The organism is Paenibacillus sp. 7541, assembly GCF_002276395.1.
Lineage (GTDB): Bacteria > Bacillota > Bacilli > Paenibacillales > Paenibacillaceae > Paenibacillus_AQ > Paenibacillus_AQ campinasensis.
Genome location: NZ_NQLZ01000024.1, coordinates 83,657 through 109,946, shown reverse-complemented (window position 1 = coordinate 109,946; position 26,290 = coordinate 83,657). Strand labels below are relative to the sequence as shown.

Genomic DNA, 26,290 nt, shown 5'->3' with positions numbered 1-26,290 from the left:
ACCTCCTGTTCGTAGAATGGGCTTTAAGCCCGGAGGTTATGCCGTTCTGGCACAAAAAGATTGCACTTATAAGGAAAGCCCGGCAATGTGCGTCCATTGCCGGGCTCTTCCTCTTATAGCAAACCGCGTGCTGTGCGGTTTACGAAGCCTAGTATTCAATAACGAGCTGGTGTCTATCGCACCTATGGCCGCCTCGAGCGCCGCTATTCCTTCTTCTGCTCGAGCGCTGCCTTCAGCAGCTCGCCCAGGTTAGAGCCGATCGACTCTTGCTTGCTGTATTGCTGCACGAGCTTCCGTTCCTCGCGCTTGTTGACATGCTTGGCATCCTTTTTCAGCGTCTCCGTAATGCCGCAGCCAAGACACTGCACGAACATGCCGGCCTTACCTTCCTTCAGCTCCATCTTCTTGTGACACTGCGGGCAGCGGCGGTTCGACAGCCGCTTCTCCCCCGAACGCTTGTAGCCGCAATCCTCGCTCGGACAGACCAGCAGCTTGCCGCGCTTCGTCTTCTTCTCAAGGAGCCGCGTGCCGCAATCCGGACAGTGGCTGTGAGACAGATTATGCGGCTTGTATTCGGCATCGCTGCCCTTCACTTCCGTAACCAGCTTGACCGTCATCTCGCGGATGCCCTTCAAGAAGGGCTCCGGTTTGCCTTGCCCCTTCGCGATTTTCTCCAGCTCCGCTTCCCACCGGGCCGTCAGCTGCGGCGTGCGCAGCTCGGGCGCAACGAGCTCGATCAGCTGCTTGCCTTTGCCGGTCGGGTGCAGGGACGATCCCTGGCGCTCAATCGTATCCGAGCTGACCAGCTTCTCGATAATATCGGCGCGTGTCGCCGGTGTGCCGAGTCCGTGCTTCTCCATCTGGGCGAGCAGGGCTGCCTCCGTATAGCGCTTCGGAGGCTGGGTCCGGCCCTGTCTAAGCACACAGCGGGCCACCTTGACCTTCTCGCCCTCGCTCAGCTCAGGCAGCAGCTTGCCGGACGCACTCGCGTGAGGATCGTCGTTCTCCTCGTCCGACTCATCCTCATAATCCCCGCCGTACACTTCACGCCAGCCGCTGTCCTTGACCGTCGTCCCTTTCGCATAGAAGCGCTCGCCTTCAATCTCAACCGTCACCGCCACGTTGTCATAGCGGGCCGGCGGATAGAACAAGCTGATGAAGCGGCGCACGATCAGGTCATACAGCTTGCGTTCATCGGCGGACAGCTGATTGAGCAGCACCGTCTGCTCGGTGGGAATGATGGCATGGTGATCGGTCACCTTGCTGTCATCGACGACCCGCTTGCCAGGATTCAGATTCTTGCGCAGCAATGGACGCGCAAGCGAAGCGTACGGCCCGACGGCGATGCTCGCGAGCCGTTCTTTCAACGTGCTCGTCATGTCCGAGGTCAGATAACGGCTATCCGTGCGTGGATAGGTGACCAGCTTGTGCTGCTCATACAGGCGCTGCAGCACATTCGACGTCTGCTTCGCCGAGAAGCCAAACCGCCGGTTGGCATCCCGCTGCAGTTCGGTCAAATCGTAAGCGAGCGGATGCGGCTCGGTTTTCTCACTCTTTTTCACACTGATGATCGTCCCGGAGCGTCCGTCCAGCTTCTGCTTCAGCTTGGCTGCCTGCTCCTTGTCGAAGATGCGCGCGTCCCCGCCCGCAGCCCGCCAAGAGGCCTCAAAGCTTCCCAGGTCAACCTGCAGCGTCTCGTATTCCTGGGAGCGGAAGCTCGTGATCTCTTTCTCCCGGTCCATGATCATGCCCAGCGTTGGCGTCTGCACCCGTCCGGCCGACAGCTGGGCGTTAAACTTGCACGTAAGCGCACGCGTCACGTTCAGCCCGACCATCCAGTCCGCCTCCGCCCGGCAGCGGGCCGATTCATACAGCCGATCGAACTGATTTCCCGGCTTGAGCGACGCGAAGCCTTCCTTAATCGCCCGGTCGGTCTGGGACGAGATCCACAGCCGCTTGAACGGCTTGTTCCATTTGACCATTTTCAGAATCCAGCGGGCCAGCAGTTCCCCTTCCCGAGCCGCATCCGTGGCGATGATCATCTCCCCGATGTCCTGGCGTTTCATCAGATGCTGCACCGCTTTGAATTGATGGCTCGTTTCGCGCAGCACCTTCAGCCTGGTGTTGTCCGGGAGAATCGGCAGATCCTCCAGCGCCCAGGTCTGATATTTTTTATCATAGTCCTCCGGCTCCGCCAGTCCGACCAGATGGCCCAGCGCCCAGGTTACAACATATTTCGGTCCTTCATAATGGCTCTTATGCTTGTCGCGGCTGCCCATCACTCGCGCAATTTCCTTCGCGACCGAGGGCTTCTCCGCCAGTACCAATACTTTCATGCTTCCTCCCCTTCCTCTGCTGCTTCTATTATAACCTCCCTTCGTTTGTTTCCACAAAACCGTACGTCTGGCAATATCGGTTTCATGAGGGAATGAGGATATCACAGCATGGGAGGCATGACAGTTGGGGGCATGGGGAGTTATGGGGGGGGCATAACAGCGATACTTGAGCAGCCTAACAGCCCCCTTTCCAGCAACCCGGCAGATCCACGCACTCCCCGTCCATGCACGCCAAAGAGGCGGGCACGCGGCCCGCCTCCTCACTCTTCCTTCTGGCTGCTCATTACTCTTCCTTCTGGCTCCGCAGATCCCGGCGCACGTACCGGCCGTGCTCCGGCACCGCCAGCTCGTTGAAATCCCTGGCCAGCCGCTGCAGGGAATCGGTCAGCTCCTGCCCGGCCATCGATACTCCGTGGCCCGTCAGCACGAGCTGCGGGTTCAGATCCGCAAGCCGCCGCACCGAACTGCGAGCTTCATCCCAATCGGGCGTAAAATACATCGGCGGCCCGTGCAGCTCCTTCTCCTGACGGATGACGGCCAGCGCCGATTCCTGCTGCACCGTAATGATCGCATCTCCGGCGATCAGCGCCCGATCCCGCTCGCGGAACAGGGACACATGCCCCGGACTGTGCCCCGGGGTCGGAATCCAGCGCCACTCCGGCAGACCCGGCACACTTCCGTCTGGTGGCAGCGGCAGCACTCGCTCGCCCAGATCGATCGCCTTGTTAGGATAGACCGGAGCGACTCTGGCCATCATGCCGCCCCCGACAGTAGGATCACCGGGAGGGTAATCCTTCAGTCCTGTCACATAGGGCAGCTCGGTCTGATGAATATAAATGTTGACGCCCCAGCGATCCGCCAGCTCCTTCGCATTGCCGACATGATCAAAATGACCGTGTGTCAGCACGATACACACCGGTGGACGGCTGAATCTGCGCTCCGCCTCCTCTGCAATCGACCCCTCGAATTTGCCGATCCCGGTATCCACGAGCACCCAATCGCCCGAACCCGGTGTCCCGACCATCACCACATTGACCATCATGGTGCGCAGGGAGAGAAGATCCTGAGCAGGCTCCTCCGTCTCTACGGCACCTGTCTTTAATATGCTGTGTTCATTCATTGCCGTTTAGCGCCTCCATTCCTCCATTAGCATGCTATGGTAATAACATACCCGTTTTGGCGAAATTCAACATGCGATGGAGGAACAAGCCGCCTTCTATTTCATTGAATGATGTGATACATGCGGTTCAGGTAGCGCCAGCGTGTGACCAGGAAGTACACAATCTGCAGCCCGAGGAAAAAGATAAATATGTTCACGGAATGACCTACGATTGAAAAATCGACCAGCTGCTGCAATCCAACAAAGGCTACCACGGTGTGAATCAAGGCGACCAGCATCGGTAGAAAGAACATCATCACCAGCTGACGGGTAACGATCGTTCGAAGCTCCCGCCGGCTGAGCCCCACCTTGGCGATCATCCTGTACTGCTGCTCGTCTCTTGCCAGGTCGGTATACAGTCTGAAATATACGAAGCTCGCTGCAAACGTAAAGAACACAATCCCGACCAGACCGCTGACGATCAGCAAAATTCCGTTTTGCTGCAGCGCACCTTTCCACTGCAAATATAATGATTTAAGGTAATAGCTGTATTCCCCGCTCTCATTCATCCTGTTCATGATCGTACGGGTAACCTCGCCGGTGTCTTTCCAATCCGGCACAAAAAACGTGTGGTAGGTACTAGAGCTGTATTCCTCCGATGCTGCCACCCAGTCGTACAAACTGTCGGACACCACCAGCATAACGCCATAGGAATCAGGAACGGCGATAAAAGTCTCCGCTTTGATCACATCCACGGCTACCTTCTCATTTCCAGCATCGATTTCCATCTCGCTGAACATCAACCCATTGATTCTGTAATTGTTTTTTTCCGTCACGGTTCCTGGCGTTAATATCCCCTCATCTTCTCCCAGCGTCTCTGCCGGGTAACCTTGGGACTCGACCAGCATGTTGTATTCGCTGAGCTTGATCACCTTGATTCCATTATCCGAGTAAGCGGGGGTAACGCTCCCTTCGCGATAAGCGAATCCGGCCTTATCCAGCTCCTGTCTGACAATCTCCAGATCCTTCTTTCCTCTGTCTGCTTCCTCTTCATAATAACTGTAGGTATACGCATACGGATTCTCCATGGCCGACAAGCCGGGATCCCCAATCGCTAGCGTCGTTCCGATGCCGGTAAAAGCCGATGCCGAGATGACCGACACCAGGAAGAACATCACCGCATTATCCTTCATCCGGTATATAAGCTCAGATATCGTCAGCAGGTTCGTCCGCCGGAAAAAGAATGGCTTTTTGTTCTGCAGATAGCGCATAAGATACACACTGAACTGCGTGAACAGAAAATAAGTCCCGCCAATAACGAGCACCACACCGCCCAGCAGAAGCAGGAATGAGAAGATTTGCAGCACCGAAAATACCATCACCATCCCGTAGCCGGTAACGATCAGCAGCAGGGCCAGCAGCGCCAGCCATGGAGACGCCTTCGGCTGCGGCTTCGGTGCATCCTCCGCTTTCACCAGCGCCAGCAGCGTTCCCTTGCGAAGCATAACCGAGGAAAATCCCGCAATAAGCAAAAATAATATGCTGTAAGACACCGCCGTAATCACAAGCGCTTTAAGGGGGAAATAGAACGGCAGCCCGTTATCTACAGCCATCACCTTGGCGCTGATCAGCAGGATCAGTTTGGCAAACAATAGGCCGGTGCCTAATCCAACTACGATGGCGGCCATCCCGATCAGCATGTTCTCTATGAAGAGCATCCGGTTCAGCTGCTTGCGTGACATGCCGAGAATGAGCAGAATGCCGAATTCTTTTTTTCGGATTTTGATAAAAGCGCCAACCGAGTACAGCAGGAAGAAAAACGAAAATATATAGACGATGTATTGAGCGACGTTCATCCCCATCGTGCCAAGCATGCTTAGCGTGCCGCTAGAGGCGCCGATGCCATCTTCAATCTGCGGGTGGAAGGCGAGCAGCCCGTACACAAAGAAAATCATGACGGAGAAGGCGCTGCTCAGAAAATGGGCAATATAGGTCCTTTTACTGCGGAGGACGTTGTTAACGGCGAATTGGCGAAAATTCATGTCCTTCTCCTCCCAGCAGCGATAACACATTGATAATCTTTTGATAGAAAGCCGGCTGGCTATCACCCCGGGTGATTTCGTTGTACAGCTGGCCGTCCTTGATGAAGATGACCCGGTTGCAGTAGCTTGCTGCCACTGCATCATGGGTGACGAGCAGCATCGTCGCCTGGTCTTCCTTGTTTCGCCGATCCATCATTTCCATGACGTCTCTTGCCGATTTCGAATCCAGATTGCCGGTTGGTTCATCGGCCAGAATCAGCTTCGGACCATGAATCATCGCCCTGGCCACGGCGGTTCGCTGAGCCTGCCCCCCGGATATTTCATAGGTCCGCTTATTCAGAATGGAGACGATGTCCAGCTTCTCTGCCAGTGACTGTACCCTGCGCTCCATCTCGTCCAGTGCGATCCCGTCCAGGGCCAAGGGAAGCAGGATATTCTCCTTCACGGTGAGCGTGTTCAGCAGGTTGAACGATTGGAACACAAACCCAAGCTCCCGCCGCCGGAACATCGCCAGTTGCTCCTCCGAGAGACGGAACGGGTCCTGCTCGCCAATCCGGATCTCGCCAGAGGTCGGACGGTCGATGGTGGAGATCATGTTGAGCAGCGTCGTTTTGCCGCTCCCGGAAGGGCCCATAATCCCGACGAAATCCCCCTCTTGTATACTCAAATTAATATTGCTTAGCGCTTCATGGGATACCGCGCCTTTATAGATTTTGCCTAGATTGCGAACAGACAGCACTTCCATAACGCATACCTCACTTCCTTCATCTTCAACTTCATATGGGTTATGGTCAGTGTACAGCAGACCTGATAGAACTCCTATCGATCACTCTTTCGCGAATCTTACATCGATGTAAGATTACAACAAAAACCGCTCGGCTCCCAACCGAAGGCTGCGATCACAAGCGGCAAGTGCTTCTATCATCTTTTAATTTTCCCACAATTTTATATTCCCATGTATATCCTGCAGGATCAGAACAGCAGCCTCACCGTCGTTCCCGCTCCAGGTTCAGACTCCAGCTCGATGCGGTGATTCATCTTGCGAACAACCTCTGCCACGAGATACAGTCCCATCCCGGTGGATTCCTTCAGCTGTCTGCCGTTTTCCCCGGTGTAGAACGGATCGAACACTCTGTTCATATCTGACTTGGGAATCCCGATTCCCTGGTCGGCAACCTCCAGCATCACATGCCGGCCATCCTCGGTCCGGCTTGCGGCGATCCTTACTTTTCCCCCGCTGCCCGCTGAATACTTGATGGCATTGGACAGCAGCTGGAGCATGACAAAATAAAGCCACTTCGCATCACTCTCCACGGTCAATTCAGAATCGATCCGCAGTTCAGGATACACATGACTATGGATAAAATAACGCTTGTTCTCGTTGACCGCATCCACAACAAGCCGATACAGCTCAACCTGCTCCACGCTGAAATCCTGTTCAAATGTCTCCAGCCGGGACATATAGAGCACCATATCCAGCCCGCGCCGAATCCGGTCGGATTCCTCCGAAATGCTCCTGAAGGCCTCGTTGTCGTCCTCCTGCGTGATCATCTCAATCACGGACAGCGGGGTCTTCATCTGGTGCACCCACCGGTTCATGAAAATGAGATGCTCCCTCCTCTGGCGCTCCCAATCCTCCAGCATATTGCGGTACTGCCGATACTGCTCCTCCATCCGTTCACCCAGCGCCCCCGGCAGCGGCGAGGATTCATGACGCTTGATCGACTCCTCCAGCGAATGGATCGGCTGAGACAACCGCTCATAGAACGCCCGGTGACTGTAGAACCTGTAAGCCAAATATCCGCCGAATACCGATAATCCCAGCAGGACAGCGTAAGCAGCCGTAACAGGATCATCATAGCCGTCATACCAGAACACAAGCAGAACGACCAGGAGCTGAACCAGCGTAAATAGAATCAGAGGCACATGCTCTCGCCAGAACAGCTTGTTCATCGCGCTGGCCCCCATCCTTTGTTCAGCCGGTATCCGGAGCCTCGCACCGTCTCCAGCGCACCCTCGATCCCAAGCTCGGCCAGCCTTTTACGCACCCGGTTAATGTTCACGCTCAGCGTGTTGTCATCCACGAACGCATCGTCCCACAGCTTCTCCAGAATCGTCTCCCGGCTTACAATCCGCGGACTGCGGCTAAGCAGCGTCTCCAGCAATATGGTCTCTTTCTTGGTCAGGGCTATGGTACGGTCATCGAGCGAAAGCTCCATCCGCTCCGGGTATAGCACCAGCCCGTCCAGCTCCACCGTCCGCTCCCCGGACGTGGCGGCATAATCGCCGTACACTCTTCGGAGCTGGCTGTGGATTTTGGCAATCACCAGGTCATAATGAAACGGCTTCGTAATATAATCATCAGCCCCGTTCTCCAGTGCCCGAAGCTGATCCGGAGCGCCGCTGCGCGCCGAGATGAAAATGATCGGACAGGTCGATACAAGCCGGATTTGGCGGCACCAGTAATAACCGTCGAAGCTGGGCAGATTGACATCGAGCAGCACGAGATGCGGCATCAGCTCCTGAAACTGCTCCAGCACCTGTTCATAATCCTGAACCACAATGCCTTCATTCCCGTATCGCTCAATATGCGATTTGAGCAATGAGGCCAGCTTGGGGTCATCCTCGACGATCATAATTTTGTACATCCGGCTCCCTCCATTTCTGCTCAGGCATATACATGATCTGTCTTGTCTAGCTCTGGCATCCACCTGCCAAAGCCGCCAGCGTTCATGCGCCGTTACAAATTCATAACGATGGCCGCTTCAAAATAGTTTTCCCCTTCCGGCGAGTTCCCCTTGAAATAGATCGTCCCCGCTTCAACCGCAGAGCGCTCGATGCGCAGCTCATCGTTCATCTTGGCCTCGTGATGGTAAGTGATCCTGAAGCCTGTAACGTCTCCCTGCTCAAGCTCCCCGGGCTGCAGGGCGTCAAAGCATAAATCGGCGTAACGGGCGTTATTAAGATGTCCATTGCTGTCGATTCCACTGTAGCGAACCATGTGCGTGTACGCTTCTTCCAGGACGGCCTCGTCAGGCACGATCTTCTTATCCGGCGGAGGGCCAGCCGACTCGGCATGTACGGGAACCTCATATGGAAAAGCGGACGGACGCAAAATTTTGCGCTTGCGAATATCCACCAAAGCCCACACCGAACGGGCACTCCCGATTTCATCCCCGCGCTCGTTCAGCCATCTGTAATCACGCTGCCACAGCGCGCCCTTGGCCCCGCGGCTCCAGGTTGCCACCTGCAGCGTCTCTCCATATTGCGGGATGACATCCATCCCGGCATCCATCGTGATCAGCATCCAGCCCATGTCCTGTGCCAGCATCTGCTCACGGCTGACCCCAAGCGCCTCCACATGGGCATCGGCTGCTTGCTGCATCAGACTTAGCAGAGAAGACCACCTGCACTTTGAGCGATAATCCACATCGTCCGAGGTAATATTGAATGTTCCAATCCAGCGTTCGATATTCATCCCTTCATCTCCTTATCAGCAGTAATTCTATCTTATCAAACGCCTTGTCCGTTCCAAAGCGCCGGGCTCTCCGGTCGCTACGACCGGCATTTCCCCTGTACCTGAATACACGCTATAATTAAAATATTACCCGGCCTGAAAGGTGAGGACAATCATGCAGCTTAGCATTATGGACGAGCTTCAGCTTCAATATCGAAACCTTTCCCAGAAGGAAAAGGAAATCGCGGATTATGTCATCCTTCATAAGAACTCTATTCAAAATATTAACATTCGCGAGCTGGCCGAGCTTACCCGTTCCTCGACGGCAACCGTGACCCGTTTCTGCCGGAAGATCAACTGCGAAAGCTTCGTTGATTTTAAAATCCGGCTGGGCCGAGAAATTGAAAAACCGGTCGATGATAGCAGCAGCTTCTCCAAAGTCCGCAACCTGTATAACGATATCGTTAACTCGACCGCGGATCTGATCCAGCAGGAGAGCATTGAGCAGATTGCCGCCCTTATTAAAGGCGCTCATCGCGTTCAGGTATATGGACTCGGCAGTTCCGGCCTGTCAGCGCTGGAATTCAAGTATCGTCTTATGCGCATGAACATCTCGATTGATGCCATCACCGACTCACACCTGATGATTATGAGCGCTTCTCTGCTTAGCGAGAACGATCTGATCATCGGCTTGTCCAATTCCGGACGAACCCAGGAAGTCATTGATGCGATGGCCGTAGGGAAGAAGAACGGCGCCAGGACGGTCAGCATTACGAACTATGACCACACGCCGCTAACGGATATATCCGATGTGTCGCTGTTTACGCCCAGCCGCAACCGCGCTGGCGACGAGCACTTCATCAACAGTCAATTGGCCATCATTTATGTGCTTGATGTCATTACGATGCTGCTGCTGGATGATCCCGAGCTGCTGCATAACCGCGAGAACACCCTCCAGGCGTTGTACCGGAAGGGCAAATATGAGGGCCTGTCCAAAGATACATAGCATAGCTGAAACGTGGCAGCGTCCGTATGACAGGCTCAGCCTCGAAGTCTTGCTTATGTTTAGTGCAGGCGTCATCTGTATAAGAAAGAGGGTGCGCCTCTCCATCACCCTCGTGATTTCGAAGTCACACCCTGCTGGATCAAGTATTCAGATGCTCTACGAACCGTGCCGTAATCTGCTGCGGCCGCGTGATGGCTCCGCCCACAACGACGCTGTAGGCGCCGAGCTCAAGACAGCGCTTGGCCATGTCCGGCGTCAGTATGTTGCCTTCCGCGATGACGGGGAGCTGAACAGCCTGCAGCATATTTTTCATAATTTCAAAATCATGATCGTATACCTTCTGACCCTGGCTTGCAGCCGTATAGCCAACAAGCGTTGTGCCCACCATATCAAAGCCCAGCTTCTCGGCCTCCTCCGCTTCCTCGACTGTAGATACATCAGCCATCAGCAGCTGGTCAGGATACTTGGCCCGGATCTGCTGCATCAGCTCACCCAGCGTCAGCCCGCCAGGCCGCAGACTAGAAGTGGCATCGAGTGCAATAATCTCCGCCTTCGCTTCCACAAGCTCCTCAATTTCCTTCATGGTAGGTGTAATGTACACTTCGGAATCCGGATAATCCCGTTTCACAATGCCGATGACCGGCAGCTGCACCTGCGACTTGATCTCTATAATATCCGCCGCCGTGTTGGCCCGGATGCCGGACGCCCCTCCCTGGAGCGCCGCCAGTGCCATTCTCCCCATAATAAAGGAGCTGTGCAGCGGCTCGTTCTCTAGCGCCTGACATGAGACAATGAGTTTATGCTTAATCCCCAGCTGTTCCAATCTGTCAGTTCTGTCTGTTCTGTCTGTGTTCCCCATGTTTTATGACTCTCCCATATATTCTTCGATTTCATTCTTAATGATGGTAACCTGTGGGCCATATATAATCTGGACGCCGTTGCCTTTGACGATGACCGCTTTGGCACCGGTGCTCTTCAGCTGATCCTCCTGCACGCCGTCCACCTGAAACACCGAGACACGAAGGCGTGTCGCGCAGCAGTCCAGATCCTTGATATTGTCCTTTCCGCCTAGGCCGGCAAGGACCGCCGCTGCTCTCTGCTCCCCTTCGGATGCTTCGCTGGCGCCTGCGCTTCCCGCTCCGGAATTTCCGCCAGCTTCCGTCTCATCCTCACGGCCCGGTGTTTTCAGCTTGAATTTCACAATGATGAAGCGGAAGGTGAAATAGTACAGGCAGAACCATACGGCACCGATAACCGGAACGATCATCCAGTTCGTTTTGTCCTGACCTTGAAGCACCCCGAACAGAATGAAGTCAATGAGACCGCCCGAGAACGTCTGGCCAATCGTAATTTCAAAGATGTGGGCCAGCATAAAGGCCAGGCCGTCGAAGAATGCGTGAATGACATACAGAAACGGCGCGATGAACAGGAACGAAAATTCAAGCGGCTCGGTGATCCCTGTAAGGAAGGATGTCAGTGCCGCTGACAGCATCAGACCGAACACCTTCTTCTTGTTCTCCGGCTTGGCTGTATGATAGATCGCAAGCGCTGCCCCGATCAGCCCGAACATCATCGTAATGAAGCGGCCGGACATGAAGCGCGAGGTTCCGCTAAAGAACTGCTGCGTGCTCGGATCTGCGAGCTGGGCGAAAAAGATCTTCTGCGTTCCTTCCACCAGCTGACCGGATACTTCCATCGATCCGCCAAGTCCTGTCGTCCAGAATGGCATGTAGAAAATATGATGCAGCCCCAGCGGGCCGAGCAGGCGCAGAATAAAGCCGTATAGCAATGTTCCGATATACCCGGTAGCTTCAACCAGCCCGCCTGCCTGGAAAATGACCGATTGAATCGGCGGCCAGATGAAGTACATCGCCACGCCGACGAAGATCGCTGCAAATGACGTCACAATCGGAATGAAGCGTGACCCGCCAAAAAATCCGAGGAACTGCGGCAGTTGTATTTTGTTATAGCGATTATGAAATATCGAAGTGACCAAACCGATGACCACACCGCCGAATACACCGGTTTCAAGCGTTTGTATGCCGAGAATCATCCCCTGGCCGACAGATGACAGATCATCCGCAGCGAGATTGCCTGTGATGACCAGCATCGCATTGACTGTGGCATTCATGACCAGATAGGCAAGACCTGCAGCCAGACCGGCAGTCCCCTTGTCGGCTCTCGCAAGGCCAACGGCTACCCCGATGGCAAACAGCAGGGCCAGGTTGGCAAACACGATATTGCCGGCGCTGCTCATAATGGTGAATACGTTTTGGAGCCAAGGCACATCCAAGAACGGATACGTGCTTACCGTATTGGGATTCGACAGCGCTCCGCCAATCCCAAGCAGCAATCCGGCTGCCGGAAGAACAGCAATCGGGAGCATAAATGACTTGCCGAATCGCTGCGCTTTTTCAAAGAAGTTATTCATGATTTTGCGCCCCTTTCTCCTTTAAGAAAACTATTTTCATACAAATATATATTATGAAATCTATTTTCGTCAATGCTTATGTTATGTATTATTTTTACTATCTTTTGGACCTTGATATGTTCAAGATTCCATATTGATCCTTACGAAATCAACACTTTAGGTAACTGTTCTGTTTAAAAGTTGGTGCTTTGGTTAATAGTAAGGCACAAACAACTATAACTTATACGAGGTGATAAACATGGGTTTTCTTTGGTCATTAATTGTCGGCGGGATTATCGGTTGGCTTGCGGGATTGATTATGGGAAGAGACATCCCGGGAGGAATTATCGGCAACATTATTGCTGGATTTATCGGGGCATGGCTGGGTAGCCTGCTGCTTGGCACATGGGGGCCGGTCATCGGAGATTTCTACATTATTCCGGCGTTGATCGGTGCGGTCGTTCTGGTCTTTATCGTCAGCCTGGTGATGGGCTCGATGAGACGTGGCCGATCCTAAAGCGGATCACATGACAGCTGGACAGCAAGAAGCTTAGCGTCGTTTGGCCGGACTCCGACGAGGTTCATGTCATCCGTACCTGGTCCGGGTATAGCGGATGTCCGGTTGGGCGATGCAGGAAACCGCCGTGGGACCGGCGTCTCATACCGCAAGGCTCAGCCGAGTCCGGTGTGGACACGCTTGCCATCACATGCGGTCAGATGAAGCATACAGGGTGTCAGAAGCCAGATCTTGGCTTCTGACACCCTGTTTTGCTAGCCTTTCTTGCACCGCGCGCAGCTCCTGACGCGCAATGTTTCGCTGTATGGGCGGCGGCGACTGAACCGCATGCCCGAAGGTGTTCGTCCATCCCTCTTCATGCATTGCCAGCATCGCGCTGGTCAGTTTAGAGGCAATCTGTTCTTCTTGGCATATTGGCCCCAGTGTGGGTGCCGTCCATCGATGTCACGAATGCCGTATTCCACGGACAAGTCCCAGCTTGTCAGCGCTTGCCCGCTCTTCTCGGCTACCTTCGGGTCTGCGGCCAGCGCAGCCACTGCCTGTGCCACAAAATACGGCGTCTCTGACTCTATGAAATGAGCTTCCTTGGCTACCGCATCGCGCCAGTTGTCCTCTTTGACGCCGAAATAATCAAGCATCTGCTCCGATCTCAGGAAGCCCGGCGTTACCGCCACGGCGGTCACGCCATAAGGGCGAAGCTCCGCGGCCATCGCTTCAGCCAAATGAATCGCCGAAATTTTGGCCAAGCTGTAATAAAGATTGCCCCGGTAATTATAGGTGGAGCCGTCCGTCATTTCGATGACCAAACCGCTTCCCCGCTCTACCATGAGCGGAACCCCGTAATAACTTGTAATCATATGCGCGTGCACGGCTCTCTTCTGCATAAGCAGGCCATCGGATAGAAACTGCTCCCAGAACGGAATATTCCAATGGGTCAGATGCTCGCCGCCCCATATGTCATTCACAAGGATATCCAGCTGCCCGTTCTGCTCGGCCTTGACACGCTCAAACAGTGCCTGAACCTGCTCCTCGTCCGTATGATCACATTGAACCGGAATGCCAATGCCTCCGCGCTCGGACACCTGTTCGGCTGTCTCCTCAATCGTCTCCGGACGCTTCAGGTCCGATTGCTGTCCGCGTATGCTGCGGCCGGTGCAATACACCGTTGCGCCCGCAGCGCCAAGCATGACGGCAATCGCCCTTCCCGCTCCCCGTGTCGAGCCGGCTACGACAGCGACTTTGCCGGCCAGCGGTTGCGCTGATGCAGCGCTACCGCCAGATCTCTCGTGATTCGGCTGGTCTTTATTCATAATTTCGTCCTCCATGTGCTCAAAATTTTATATGATCGAACTCCATCTTATCCGGTATATATGACATCTGCTGTCTTATATAAATGCTACAATAACTAGTATTCAGTTAATATGAGCTAGTATCCACTAGTATTCGGAATTCGAGGTGACCTTATGAGAGCAGACCGGCTGTTATCGATCCTGTTCATGCTGCAAAACGGCGGAAAGAAAACAACAAAATATCTGGCCGAGCAGCTGGAAGTATCTGAACGAACGATCATTCGGGATATGGAAAGTTTAAGCATGGCGGGGATCCCCGTATATGCCGAAAGAGGCGCCGCCGGAGGCTGGCTCCTTGAGGAAAGCTACCGCACCAATCTGACCGGCATGACTCCTGAGGAATTGTTGACCTTGCTTCTGTCCGGGCAAAGCCAGCTTATGGAGGAGCTCGGGATTGGCAAACAGCTGGATGCGGCATACCAGAAGCTGCTGGCTGCATCGCCCCGTTCCGTTCGTCAGGATGCCGAGATGATCCGGCAGAAGGTTCATATTGACGGAGCGGGCTGGCACAGCGTCCATGAGCCACTGCCCTGTCTCCCTGTCGTTCAGGAGGCGGTGTGGGCAGACCGGCAGCTGTCCTTTCGGTATCATAAAGGAGAAGATCTGGTAGAGCGGCATGTGTCGCCTCTGGGGCTGGTCGCCAAGCGCAGCACGTGGTATTTGGTGGCCGAATCGGCAGGAGAGCTCCGAACGTACCGGATATCCAGAATGGTCGATGCGTCGATCTCGGACGAGCTGTGTACACGGCCTCCCGGTTTCGATCTTGCCGCGTATTGGGAGCACTCCGTGCAGCAGTTCAAGCAGCAGCTCCCCCGTTATCCGGCCATGGTCAGGTTGACCACTGGACAGCTGAGCCGCCTGCAGCGGGAACGTTATATCCATACCATCCGCCATGACAGCTCTGGCGAGATGCCAGGCTGGACTGTCGCTCATATGGAATTCAACACGCTGGAATCGGCGGTGTTCATTGTGCTCGGCTGCGGTCCAGAAGCCGAGGTGCTCCAGCCGCCGGAGCTGCGGGAACAGGTCAGCGCAACCGCCAAAGCCATATGGCAGGTATATGCCCCATCGCCATCGCATCACAATGCAGAAGAAATCTGAACATCGAGCGGATATGCCGATACAGACAAACGGCCTCGAAGTCTGCTTGACTGCAGACTTCGAGGCCGGTGCTTCGTTGAGACCATCCCGATTATGAAATGACGTATTCCTCCGTGCGGACCGGAGTTACAATGAGGTATCCAGCGGTCTCAGCTGCGCTTCAATCTCTTCCCGCTTCGGTTCCAGGAAAGGCGGAAGTGCCAGCGACTCGCCCAGGTGCTCCAGCGGCTCGTCCGTGTCGAAGCCGGGCCCGTCTGTCGCCAGTTCGAACAAAATCCCGTTGGGCTCCCGGAAATAGAGGGAACGGAAGTAGAAGCGGTCCACATAGCCTGAATGGGCAAAGCCCGCCGCTGTAATCTGCTGAATCCACTGGCGCAGCTCCTCTTCATCCTCGGTGCGAAACGCAACATGATGCACACCGCCCCGGCCGAGACGTTCCTGTGGCAGGTCGGTCCGCTCCTCGATATGAACCTCGGCGCCGGTCCCGCCTTCTCCGGTCTCATACACGACGATATCCGGCTGGCCCTCAACCTGTGAAGGATACTGGCCTGCATGCCGGAAGCCCATCAGCTCGGTCAGCACACGCACGGTCTGCTTCGCATTCGGTACCGTCAGCTGGACAGGTCCCAGCCCGATGATGCTGTATTCGGCAGGAACCGGACTCTTATCCCACGGCACACCGCCGGCGACGCCGCTATTGTGCTCATCCGATACGAGTATGATCCGCTGTCCCTCGAAATCCCGGAATGCCAGCGTCCACCGCCCTGCACGCTCCAAGATCTCTTCACGCTCCACACCGTATTCGTCCAGCCGTTCCTTCCAATATTCCAGAGCACGGTCGCTTGGCACGCGAAGCGAGGTCGCCGAGATGCTATTGTTCCCTTCCCGCGTGCGTCCGGCCATCGGAAGCTCGAAGAAGGTGAACTCGGTCCCCGGACTGCCCAGCTCATCGCCGTAAAACAAATGATACACGGAAGGATCATCCTGATTCACCGTCTTCTTGACCAGACGAAGTCCTAATATTCGGGTATAAAAATCAACGTTGCGGCGAGCATCTGCCGTAATCGCGGATACGTGGTGAATGCCTTTAAATTGCATGATGTTATTCCTCCACCTTCTATAGACTGGCGGCGATTTCAGGCTGCCACTGTTTCCTGCCTGGATCGCCAATGCCGAATTTGCCGTACGGATGACCATGATCAGCCATACATCATCAGCTTGCCCTTCTTGAGCGTTCTTGATGGGTGCAGCGTGGCTGGAAATGCGATGAATCTGTCGTATGACGGTAAAGCCGCAGCTTCACACCATGATCGTCTATCTAGTCCGACGCTTCGTTCATGTTTCACCCTCAGTTTAAACTCGTTTCGTTCGAGCGTCAAGTCTTAATATTAAGATTCTTAATATATAAAAAAGAGTCCCCCGTCCATCGGACAAAGAACTCCGTATCCTCGTGACCCTCTCTATATCCACCAGCGGCCCACCGGCCCCGCCTTGCTGTACTATACCGCTTCCTCTCGAAATTCCGAAGGTGTCTTGCCGGTTATTTTCTTGAATACTTGTGTAAAATATTTCGGGTCCTGATAGCCTACCATCGGGGCCACCTGGTACACTTTGACATCCGAATGAAGCAGAATCGTCTTCGCTTTCTCAATTCGGCATTCCGTTAAATACTCCAGAAACGTATACCCTGTCGTCTGCTTGAACAGCGTGCAGAAATGGCTGATGCTCAGGTCGGCGAGCTCGGCGACCTCTTCCATGCTGAGATCCTTGTAATAATGCTCTTCCATGTATGCTTTGGCCTTGTCGATGACAAATTGGACTTTGTCTTTCGGCTGGCCTGCTCGGCTGGCTGACATCCAGCTCCCGAATTTATCCTTGATGACCTCGATGGATGCTGCTAAAGTTCCCGAAGCATGCAGATCCTGCAAAAGTCCCTCCAGCGACCACTCAAACGGGACCTGCATGAACTCGAACTGGCGATACAGCACCACACTCATCTCAACCAGAAGCCGCTCCGCGCTTTCCTTGCTGTATGCAGACTGCTCGATGTAAGCCCTGGTCTCATCAAAAAGCGCCAGCAGACGTTCCTTCTGCAATGTCCGGACGCTCTCCACCATCTGCTCCTCCAGATGCTTCGGATACCGGGCCTCCCCGCCCAGCTGCGCATCGGGTTCGGCCAGTACCGTGAACACGCCGCCCTCCCCTGAATAAAAGCGGCGATAAAGCGCGCGGACCGCTTGCTCATACGCGGTGCCGAGGCGATCAATGCCCTTCATAGCCGGGCTGAAGCCGACGGAGCACGACAGCTTCGTATGCTGCCGGATCACCTGCACAAGCTGCTGCCCTACCTCCTCTTGCCGTTCAGCCGGAATGTCCGGGAACAGCAGCACCCATTCCCCGCTGCGAAACGGAAACACCGTCAGCACATCATGAACAAGCGACCATTCCTCCACAATGTTGCGGACGGCAAACAGCCACAGCCGCTTCTCATCCATCGTCCACTGCTCGTTCAGCTTCAAATAGTGATCCAGCTGCACCACCGCCATCGTATAAGCATTGGCCAGCTCGCTGCTCTCCAGCCACTGCATATGCTGCAGCGGACTGCCGCTCCCTTCGATGAACTCGGTGAACATCCGCTCGCGAGCCAGCAGCGACAGCACCTTGATGGAATGATGCATCTTGTCGTCTTGTGCCTGCTGATCCAGCGTTTTCACCGCCTTCATGATCGTCTCGGTCAGCTCGTCATGATCAATCGGTTTGAGCAGATAATCAAACGCGCCTTCCCGAAGCGCTTCCCTTGCATATTCAAATTCACCGTAACCGCTGATGAAAATAATGAGCCGCCGCCGGTCATCCGCCATCAATTCCTTCATGAGCGTGATGCCGTCCTTTCCCGGCATGCGGATATCGCTGATGATGATATGCGGCGACATCGCCCGCGCCACCTGCAGCGCCTCGTCGCCGTTCCGGGCTTCCCCCGCGACCTCCAGGTCAAGCTCCTCCCAAGGAATGGCCGCCCGTAAACTGCGCAGAATGATCGGCTCGTCATCCACCAGCATCACCCTGTATTTTCCGTTCGGTTCTCCCATGCCATAGCCCTCCCTATTCCCCCGCAGCCGAGCTGCGTCTCAGCTCCCAGTACTGCAGCGATGTCTGCTGAATCTGCTCCAGCGCCGATCCGGCCGTAAGCCGCCCGCCTAGCAGGTCCTCCACCACTTTCAAGAACGTTTTCTTCACTTCCGGCGACAAAATGTTATCGTACGGAACAAAGCTGTCCGGCGTGCTCTCCATCAGCTCAATCACCTGTGCAAACACCGGTCCCGTCCGATCCGGGTCGAACTCAACCTTCATCGAAGGGATGCGCATCGCTTCATAGACGAGCCGGCTTTGCACCTCCGTTGTATAGACCATCTTCAGCAGCTCATAGGCCGCCTCCCGCTTGGCCTCGTCGAGGTCGGAAGATAAGCCGATGCCAATCGTATAGCCGCCAGCGACGGAGGCGGGACGGTTCGCGCTCATGGCCGGAAACGGAATGACCCCAACCTCATTCTGAAATTCAGGATAATGTTCACTGCGGAATAAACCAATGTCCCAGTTTCCGTTCACATACATCGCCGCTTGCCCTGAAGTGAACAATTGAATGGCCTCCTCCGTGGACAGATCGTTCGAATTCGGACTGAAGGCCTCTTCCTCGATCCATCTCTCCAGATGACGGAAGGCCTGCTCGTAAGACCTGTTCTGAAAGCTAACGTCCGCTCGTCCCTGAATTAATGCCTCGATCATCTCCGGTCCCGCATAGCGATCCATCAAATAATGGGCAAAAATCCCGCCAGGCCACCGGTCCTCGTTCCCAAGCGCAAACGGAATGTAGCCCCGATCCTTAAGGATGCGGACAGTCTGGTTCAGCTCCTCCAGCGTTCCGGGAGGCGTCAGGCCAAGCCGGCGAAAAATCGTTCTATTATAATAGATCGGCTCGGCGTTCCCTTCAAAAGGCAGCCCATAGACCCGATTATCAAACGTCCACAGATGCAAATCCCTGAACTTCTCCCCCATCCCGCTTGCCGCCAGAAACGACGTTAAATCCATCAGCCGGTTCGATCGAACATAAGGCTCGATCTCCGCGCCCCCGAACAATACAAACATATCCGGAGGCGTGCCGGTCACCATCTCGCTCTTAAGCTTCTGTTCCCGGTGAATCGTCTGGTCCATTCCTTCAAAGCTGATTTTGACATTCGGATGCGCAGCCTGATAGTCCTCTACGATATCTTCAAAAATGTCCAGGACCTGCTTATCATGTTCCTTGTTCCAGAAGTGCCGGAAGGTCAGCGTAATTTTCTCCTCCTGCACCGCTTCGAGCGGCTCCTGGTTCTGTATCGTGACCCACAGGACGGAGAGCGCGAGCAGAGCGGCATAACCTAATACCCATCCCCAATTCCAGAACCCTCTCATGTTCACGCCCCCCTTCTAGGTCAGCAATTTCGGCAAGCGAAGCCGGATCGTCGAGCCGCATCCGCTTGCCGAGCAGATCATAATGCCATAACGGCTGCCAAAGCGGATTTTCAGCCGTTCGTGCACATTTTTAAGACCGACGCCGTTCTCGCGATATTTCTTCATCTGCGACGGTTCCTTGTCCCATAGCATAAGCAGCGTTTCCTGACTGAAGCCCGGGCCGTTGTCGGTAATGTCAACAACGATATCCGTCTCCTCCTCCATCACCTTGATGGAGATAAAGCCGGTACGGTCCATCGGCTCAATACCGTGGTATAAAGCGTTTTCAACGACGGGCTGGACAATCAGCTTCTGCGTGACATAATGCCTGAGATGCTCCGGCAGTTCAATCGCATAGTCGAATTTGTCCTCGAACCGGAACTTCTGGATGCGCATATAGTGACGCACATGCTCCAGCTCCATGCTGAGCGGAATCAGCTCATGATTCTCACTGATGCTGATCCGCAGCAGCTTGCCGAGGGAAACGACCATTCTGCTAATATCCTTGTTTCCCTGAAGTACGGCCATGGAGTTGATCGATTCGAGTGAATTGTATATAAAATGCGGATTGATCTGCGCCACCAGCGCCTGCAGCTCCGCCTCCTTCTTCCGGGCCTGCTCGGTCTGCACCTGTCCGATCAGCTCCTGAATCTGCGAGCTCATCCGGTTGAAGCCATCGATCAGCAGATCCGTCTCATCGTCTGCCGGACGGTGGGAGGAAATCGGGGAGAAGATGCCCTGCTTCACCCGCTTCATCCCATTCACCGCGCTGATGATGCTACGCACCATCCGGCGCACGAAGAAGCGGTCGAACAGAAAGGCCGACCCGAGCGAAACCGCACCGAGCAGAAGCGCAATGTTGCGAATCGGCGCCGATTCCGAGGAAATGAGCCGGCTCGGCGTAATCGCCACCAGGAACCAATCCTTATGATGGGAGGGCAGATAGGTGATCAGCGATTTTTCGTTCAAATAATTGTCGACGTAATATCCCTTTCCATTGTCCTGCTCCTGGGTCAGAAAAGGAAACGCCGCCCGATTCCCAATATGCTCCCCCGACTTGTTGAATACAACCTTCCCCTGCTTGTTCACCAGCAGGATGTCCCCCTGCTTCAAGGTCTGGGCCTCCCAGAACACCTGATCCAGCAGATCGGGCTTCACATAGATGACCACGGTCCCGATATCCTCCAGCGAGTCATAATCTTTAATGATCCGCGCCTGAACCAGTGCCATCGTCCCCGTCTCGGCCGAGCCGTTCTCCCCCGGGCCGACCCATACCGGTCTGCCTTCGGCCTCCCGCACCTTCCCATACCAGTCCTGCTCCCGCAGCTCCTGCATGCCAAGCGCATCATCGGTGTGGTATACAAGCCGCTCGTTCGAATAAAAGGCAAATGAAGCAATCATCGGATGATTGATCAGATTGTTGATCTCCTGCCTGCGATCATAGGTGATCGCATATTCCGGCTGCTTCAGCATCTGCTGCACCGATTGCTGCGTAATCGCCGAATTGGAGATCGTCGTAATTTCGCTTAGCGCAAACTTCAGCTTCCGGTCCGTCTCAAGCAGCGAGACCCAGTAGAAATGGCTCGATTTTTTCTCTATCGTATCCGAGAAGCTGTAGTAGGACACGCCCCCCATGACAATGACCGGAATGAAGACGAGAAGAATAATAGCAAGCAAAATTTTTCGGCGGAGTTTCATCGTGGTTCCCCCTTCGCTTCCTATAACTATTATTCTTCGCGTTTCCTCTATTCTCCTAGCATCTGGCCGCAGATGCCGCTAACTTTTTATCGCTCCCGAGGTCAGGCCGGCAATGACCCAGCGGCTGAACAGCAGAAACACAATCAGCAGCGGCAGCGTCGCGGTGAAGGTGGCTGACATGATCATCCCGTAATCGAGCCCATCCTTGTTCGTGAACAGCTGCTGCAGCGCGATCTGGATCGTGTAGTTCTCCCGGTTCTTCAGCACCACGAGCGGCCAGAAGAAGTCGTTCCATACATTCATGAAATTGAGGATGCCCAGCGTAGCCATCGCCGGCGTCACGACCGGAATCGCGATATTCCAGAAAATCCGAAAATGCCCGCCGCCGTCAATGCGCCCCGCTTCAATCAGCTCGGAATGCACCGCGGAGGCGATGTACTGCCTCATCCAGAAGATGCCGAAGGCGTTCACCATCGCCGGAACGATCAGCGCCTTGTAGCTGTCGATCCACTGCAGCTTGGCCATAATGACATACTGCGGCAGCACCCCCAGCTGAACAGGGACGAGCATCGTAGCAATAACAAACACAAACAGCGTCTTCTTCAAAGGGAATTCATACTTCGCAAACGCATAGCCCGCGAGCGTGCACAGGAATACAACCGACAGCGTCACCGAGGTGGACACCACCACCGAGTTCAGCAGCGCCCGGAAGAAGTCGGTCCGCTCCAGCACCCGTGCAAAGTTGTTGAAGAACTCCAGCCCCGGGGTCAGCAGCGGCGGAATTTGAAACGCGGCATCCTTGCCATTGGTCGCCACCACGAACATCCAATAGAACGGAAAGATCGAAATCAGGGCTCCGAGGACCAGGAAAAAATAAAACAGAATTCTGGAAATGATGCCCGGTTCATCCGGTTTTTTTCGACGTAATGCTAGTGAGCTCATGCTTTACCCCTTCCTGTCTCTCCGCCCATCCGGCTGGACAGCATCATGTTCAGGACGGAGAAGATGATCGTCGCGATAAACAGCAGCACTGCCGTGGCGGCTGCGGTGCCGAAGAAACCGTTCTTGAACGCTTCGTTATACAGATAGGTCACCATCGTAACCCCTTCCTGCCGCGTGGAGCCTGTGCCCGACTGGCCGAGGAAGACGTACGGCTCGGTGAACAATTGAAGCGCCCCGATCGTGGACACCAGCGTCACGAACAGAATGAACGGCCGCAGGAGCGGCAGCGTGATGTAGATCAGCTGCTGACGGCGGCTGGCCCCGTCGATTTTGGCCGCTTCATAGATATCGGTCGGGATGCTCTGCAGCCCGGACAGAAAAATAATCGCGTTATATCCCATCCATCTCCACATGACCATGGTGGAAATGGCGATTTTGACACCCCACCAGCCGGAATTGAACGGGACACTTTCCATGCCGAAGCTGTTCAGCATCCAGTTCACCATGCCGTTGTTGCCGAACATCGTGCTGAACACCAGGGTGACCGCTACAATCGAGGTGATATTCGGCATGAAATAAAGGATGCGGAACGTATTCTTGAATTTGTTCAGCGCCGAGTGAAGCATCACGGCAACAAACAGCGCCACGATGAGCTGCGGCACGGTTCCCATGAGCGCCATGAGCAGCGTGTTGCCAAAGGCAATCCAGAAGGTCGGATCACCAGTCACAAGCTCATAGTTTCGGAAGCCGACGTACTGCATCGGCCCGAGCGCGTCCCATTTGAAGAAGGACAGATAGATCGTGAACACGATCGGGTATAACCCGAATATGGCAAACAAAAGAAAAAACGGGGAAATAAACGTATACGCCGTAAGGCGGCTTCGCCTTGTCTCGGTCATGAAGCGGCGTTTCCCCGGCGCGGGCTCGGACCGCTTGGCTGTAGCTGTCTCAGCCATGGATGCACCTCCAGGTTCAAGAGTAAATCCGAACCCGGACCGAGAGCGCCAACACCTGGCACCCCCTGTCCCGGATTCGGACCATATGGCAAACGTAATTTAATGGATAGATCAAGCAATGGGAACGCGATCTCCCGGCCGGACCTGAACCTGCGGTTCTGACCGGATTCGAGGCTCACGATGGATCACCGAAGCCGGGTCAGCGCGATTCATGGACAGAGCGCGAAGTTCTTATCCTGTCCAGGGCCAGGTACCGCTCCGCTGAGTAGCACATGCGCTATGGGTGTTCTTGGGCTGTGGCCCAGTTCTCCTCAGGCAATCAGCCTAGCTGCGTTCTACCAGCGTCTTGATCTGCTGAATGGCGCTCTCCCATTCTTTTTGCGGATCGGCTTTTTTCTCAAGCACGTTTTTGAGCGCATTCTTGATGATTGTATCCGTCTGGTCATGCAGCGGCCCATAGTAGACCGGTTTGACCCGCTCGGCGGATTTCGCATAAGCTTCGGAGATGACCTGCCCGCCGAAGAACTCATCCTGATCCTCCTTGAAGGCCGGCTCGCTGTACACCGCTGGAATCGACGGGAACAGACCGCTTTCTTTAAAGGATTTCAGCTGATTCTCCTGACTGACCAGCCAGGCGATAAAGTCGTACGCCTCTTGCGGATGTTTGCCTTCCTTCGGCAATGTCAGGAAGGAGCCACCCCAGTTGCCTGCACCTTCCGGAAGCTGGGCGATCTTCCACTTGCCTGCGCTGTCCTCGGCATTTCGGATCGTGCCTGCAATCCAGGCCGGGCCGAGCATGACGCCGAACTCACCGTCATTGATCGCTTTCTGCCATTCCGGAGACCACAGCGTCCAGTTGCCGATCCAGCCTTCCTGGATGCCTTTGACCGTAAAGTCGTACGCCTTTCTGACCTGCGGGTTCGTGTCCCCGACAAAGCTGCCGTCTTCCTTGCTGAAATAAATCTGGTCTGCCGACTGGTCCCGCACACCGTTGTACACCAGGTCTGTCAGATCAGCAAACGGCTTGCCTGTCTTGCCCTTGAAATCGTTCGCTACCGCGGCGAATTTATCCCAAGTATCAATCGCGGCGCTAAATGCGTCAGGATCGGTTGGCAATCCCGCCTGCTCCGCCAGGTCGGTGCGGTAATACACGACGGTCGGGCCGATGTCTGTCGGCAAACCGAGCTGGAACGCACCATCCACCGAGGTCGCCTGCTGCCATTTCCAGTCGAGGTAGTTGCCCTCGATGTCCTTGGCGCCAAGATCGTACAGGTTATGGAATTTGTCCTGGTTGTTGATAAAGCGCTCCATGAATGCGATTTCAAGCATAAAGATATCCGGTGCACCCGAGCCGGCGGACAACGCTGTGGTCAGATTGTTGTGGTGTGCTGTCTGGTCGGATGTATTCTGGAACTTAATCGTGATGTTGGGATGCTCTTTCGTATATTCCTTCGCCAGCTCCTCATAGTTGGTCGTACCGAGTGACCAGAAGGAGAGCTCTATCTTTTTCCCGGCATCGGCTCCGCCGTTGCTGCTGTTCGAATCGGTACCCGGTGAATCCCCTTCTCCCGTACTTGTTCCCCCTCCGCCGCTGCAGGCAGCCAGCGAGGCGATCATCAGGATGCTGATCAGCATGATGCTCCACGCTTTGAATCTGTTCATGCTTATACCCCTTTCGAAATTGTCATTTTTCACCTTTAAGTCTAAAGAAAGTGACATCCGATGTTGAGGAGGCAATCTTCCGATTTATGGTTGAATTTATTATGATTACCGATTGGATCTGTCTGTTCTCGCCTGGCAGATTTGATGGAATGCCATAGTCTCACAGGCTCATGCTTGGCTGAATCTCTAACGGAGCCCGCTCCGTTTTGAAGAGGCTCGGTCTTTTCATTTTTTTAACAAAAAAGTTCGGAATTGGGCGTCAGAAACGGAATACATCCATCGTTGTATATAGTTGAAGCGCTGAAGAGCTACATCGACACCGGAATTTCAGGGGCGCCGGAAGTAGTACTCTCCATGGAAAATGCACGAAAAATCCAAAGCGAAAGGAGGCAGGAAACGCACACAAGGGACAAATGGTAAAACCAAGGGATTGATGGGACCGGTACATTTTTTTCATACGGACAAGCAGGAGCGTGAAACATTTGCCATTCATAACCGTCTGTAAGAATGAAGGTTATGCAATAATTTCCAGAAGCACCATACGACATCCGCTCCAAACGATACTGTCCAAAGGATTAAACGTTTGCTCCATAATACGGATCTAGTGGGAGGGAAATGTTGTGACAGGATGGAAAACGAAGGTTAGCCCGTATCAAAAAATAATCACTTCTGTTCTCTTGACCATCATGGTAGTGGCCATGATCATGCCAGCCAGCAGTGCGCATGCGGCAAGCAAATACTTAAGCGTTACGGCCACGGACCAGGAAAAAAGTCAGTGGTGCTGGGTAACAGCCCCACAGATCATCATTAAGTTCCACTTGGGATCTGCGCCGTCCCAATGCACATTAGTCAAGCGCGGCAAGAACATTAAGGATTGCCCGAACAAGCCCGGCACGTTGAGTGAATCCAAAAGAGCGATGACCCAATCCGGAATATCCAGTGGTGGTACGACTTCAGGAACGGTGAACTTCAGCACCATCAAAAGCGACATCAACAATAATAGGCCTATGATTTTGAGAAAAGAATGGAAGGATGGAAAAGGCAAAAAGACAGGGGTCGGTCACCTCAGCGTGATTTATGGATTCAATGATAATTCCGGCAACTACGTAAGCCTGGTGAAGATCAGAAATTCCAACTCCTTCAAATCATCAACTTCCTATTCGAAACTGACGAACAACTCGGACTTTGCCTGGACGCATACCGTGCACAATATTAAAAAGTAGGGGG

At 54.4% G+C, this 26,290-nt stretch carries 22 protein-coding genes; 4 read left to right on the top strand and 18 right to left on the bottom strand.

The genetic code is table 11. The annotated features are described in order from the left end of the window. Positions 1–203 precede the first annotated feature (203 nt). The 7 genes from CHH75_RS15765 to CHH75_RS15735 all read right to left on the bottom strand — a co-directional run bounded on the left by CHH75_RS15765 (position 204) and on the right by CHH75_RS15735 (position 8,955). Positions 204–2,336 carry a DNA topoisomerase III gene (locus CHH75_RS15765; protein ID WP_095267159.1) on the bottom strand — a complete coding sequence of 711 codons (2,133 nt, stop codon included), beginning with the start codon at positions 2,334–2,336 and terminating at the stop codon, positions 204–206. 283 nt (positions 2,337–2,619) lie between these two features. Next, on the bottom strand, positions 2,620–3,456 hold the full coding sequence (locus tag CHH75_RS15760; RefSeq protein WP_095267158.1) for an MBL fold metallo-hydrolase: 837 nt from the start codon (positions 3,454–3,456) through the stop codon (positions 2,620–2,622). A 101-nt stretch (positions 3,457–3,557) separates the two neighbouring features. After that, positions 3,558–5,477: an ABC transporter permease gene (locus CHH75_RS15755; RefSeq protein WP_095398632.1), complete on the bottom strand. Its 1,920-nt coding sequence runs from the start codon at positions 5,475–5,477 to the stop codon at positions 3,558–3,560. Further along, on the bottom strand, positions 5,452–6,222 hold the full coding sequence (locus tag CHH75_RS15750) for an ABC transporter ATP-binding protein (protein ID WP_095398631.1): 771 nt from the start codon (positions 6,220–6,222) through the stop codon (positions 5,452–5,454). The genes CHH75_RS15755 and CHH75_RS15750 overlap by 26 nt, the downstream gene beginning before the upstream one ends. A 227-nt stretch (positions 6,223–6,449) precedes the next feature. After that, complete coding sequence (locus CHH75_RS15745) at positions 6,450–7,430, bottom strand: sensor histidine kinase (RefSeq protein ID WP_095398630.1); 981 nt, start codon at positions 7,428–7,430, stop codon at positions 6,450–6,452. Continuing rightward, a complete protein-coding gene (locus CHH75_RS15740) occupies positions 7,427–8,125 on the bottom strand; it encodes a response regulator transcription factor (RefSeq protein WP_095398629.1) in 699 nt (232 codons plus the stop codon). Before CHH75_RS15740 ends, CHH75_RS15745 begins: the two co-directional genes overlap by 4 nt. Positions 8,126–8,217: 92 nt before the next feature. Beyond that, positions 8,218–8,955, bottom strand: coding sequence for an acyl-[acyl-carrier-protein] thioesterase (locus tag CHH75_RS15735; RefSeq protein WP_095398628.1), 738 nt, complete (start codon positions 8,953–8,955; stop codon positions 8,218–8,220). 154 nt (positions 8,956–9,109) lie between these two features. Here CHH75_RS15735 and CHH75_RS15730 point away from each other — a divergent pair, with 154 nt between their 5' ends. Then, complete coding sequence (locus tag CHH75_RS15730) at positions 9,110–9,940, top strand: MurR/RpiR family transcriptional regulator (protein ID WP_095398627.1); 831 nt, start codon at positions 9,110–9,112, stop codon at positions 9,938–9,940. 139 nt (positions 9,941–10,079) lie between these two features. Here CHH75_RS15730 and CHH75_RS15725 read toward each other — a convergent pair whose 3' ends face one another. Together CHH75_RS15725 and ptsG are read right to left on the bottom strand one after the other, a co-directional pair. Then, positions 10,080–10,799: an N-acetylmannosamine-6-phosphate 2-epimerase gene (locus tag CHH75_RS15725; protein WP_095267151.1), complete on the bottom strand. Its 720-nt coding sequence runs from the start codon at positions 10,797–10,799 to the stop codon at positions 10,080–10,082. Positions 10,800–10,802: 3 nt separating this feature from the next. After that, complete coding sequence (gene ptsG, locus CHH75_RS15720; RefSeq protein WP_095398626.1) at positions 10,803–12,371, bottom strand: glucose-specific PTS transporter subunit IIBC; 1,569 nt, start codon at positions 12,369–12,371, stop codon at positions 10,803–10,805. A gap of 238 nt (positions 12,372–12,609) precedes the next feature. Between ptsG and CHH75_RS15715 the strand changes: the two genes are divergently transcribed. Then, positions 12,610–12,867 carry a GlsB/YeaQ/YmgE family stress response membrane protein gene (locus CHH75_RS15715; protein WP_095267149.1) on the top strand — a complete coding sequence of 86 codons (258 nt, stop codon included), beginning with the start codon at positions 12,610–12,612 and terminating at the stop codon, positions 12,865–12,867. A 186-nt stretch (positions 12,868–13,053) separates the two neighbouring features. Here CHH75_RS15715 and CHH75_RS15710 read toward each other — a convergent pair whose 3' ends face one another. Both CHH75_RS15710 and CHH75_RS15705 read right to left on the bottom strand, forming a co-directional pair. Further along, positions 13,054–13,239, bottom strand: a complete 186-nt coding sequence (locus tag CHH75_RS15710; RefSeq protein WP_095398625.1) for a hypothetical protein — start codon at positions 13,237–13,239, stop codon at positions 13,054–13,056. Positions 13,240–13,247: 8 nt separating this feature from the next. Beyond that, complete coding sequence (locus tag CHH75_RS15705) at positions 13,248–14,177, bottom strand: SDR family oxidoreductase (RefSeq protein WP_095398624.1); 930 nt, start codon at positions 14,175–14,177, stop codon at positions 13,248–13,250. Between the two features lie 153 nt (positions 14,178–14,330). On the opposite strand from CHH75_RS15705, the gene CHH75_RS15700 reads away from it, so the two are divergent. Beyond that, a complete protein-coding gene (locus CHH75_RS15700) occupies positions 14,331–15,317 on the top strand; it encodes a helix-turn-helix transcriptional regulator (RefSeq protein ID WP_095398623.1) in 987 nt (328 codons plus the stop codon). A 126-nt stretch (positions 15,318–15,443) separates the two neighbouring features. Here the strand turns inward: CHH75_RS15700 and CHH75_RS15695 are convergent, their stop codons facing one another. The 7 genes from CHH75_RS15695 to CHH75_RS15665 all read right to left on the bottom strand — a co-directional run bounded on the left by CHH75_RS15695 (position 15,444) and on the right by CHH75_RS15665 (position 25,063). After that, positions 15,444–16,415, bottom strand: coding sequence for a ring-cleaving dioxygenase (locus CHH75_RS15695; RefSeq protein ID WP_095398622.1), 972 nt, complete (start codon positions 16,413–16,415; stop codon positions 15,444–15,446). A 401-nt stretch (positions 16,416–16,816) separates the two neighbouring features. Next, entirely contained in the window at positions 16,817–18,406 is a 1,590-nt protein-coding gene (locus tag CHH75_RS15690; protein WP_095267146.1) for a response regulator, read from the bottom strand. A 13-nt stretch (positions 18,407–18,419) separates the two neighbouring features. After that, positions 18,420–19,766 (bottom strand): ABC transporter substrate-binding protein, encoded by a 1,347-nt coding sequence (locus CHH75_RS15685; protein WP_095398621.1) that lies wholly within the window; start codon positions 19,764–19,766, stop codon positions 18,420–18,422. 15 nt (positions 19,767–19,781) lie between these two features. After that, positions 19,782–21,503, bottom strand: coding sequence for a sensor histidine kinase (locus tag CHH75_RS15680; protein ID WP_095398620.1), 1,722 nt, complete (start codon positions 21,501–21,503; stop codon positions 19,782–19,784). A 78-nt stretch (positions 21,504–21,581) separates the two neighbouring features. Beyond that, positions 21,582–22,445: a carbohydrate ABC transporter permease gene (locus CHH75_RS15675; RefSeq protein WP_095267143.1), complete on the bottom strand. Its 864-nt coding sequence runs from the start codon at positions 22,443–22,445 to the stop codon at positions 21,582–21,584. Continuing rightward, entirely contained in the window at positions 22,442–23,401 is a 960-nt protein-coding gene (locus CHH75_RS15670; RefSeq protein ID WP_095267142.1) for a carbohydrate ABC transporter permease, read from the bottom strand. Before CHH75_RS15670 ends, CHH75_RS15675 begins: the two co-directional genes overlap by 4 nt. A gap of 324 nt (positions 23,402–23,725) precedes the next feature. After that, a complete protein-coding gene (locus CHH75_RS15665; RefSeq protein WP_095398619.1) occupies positions 23,726–25,063 on the bottom strand; it encodes an ABC transporter substrate-binding protein in 1,338 nt (445 codons plus the stop codon). A gap of 620 nt (positions 25,064–25,683) precedes the next feature. On the opposite strand from CHH75_RS15665, the gene CHH75_RS15660 reads away from it, so the two are divergent. After that, positions 25,684–26,286 (top strand): C39 family peptidase, encoded by a 603-nt coding sequence (locus tag CHH75_RS15660; protein WP_095267140.1) that lies wholly within the window; start codon positions 25,684–25,686, stop codon positions 26,284–26,286. The last annotated feature ends 4 nt before the right edge of the window (positions 26,287–26,290 follow it).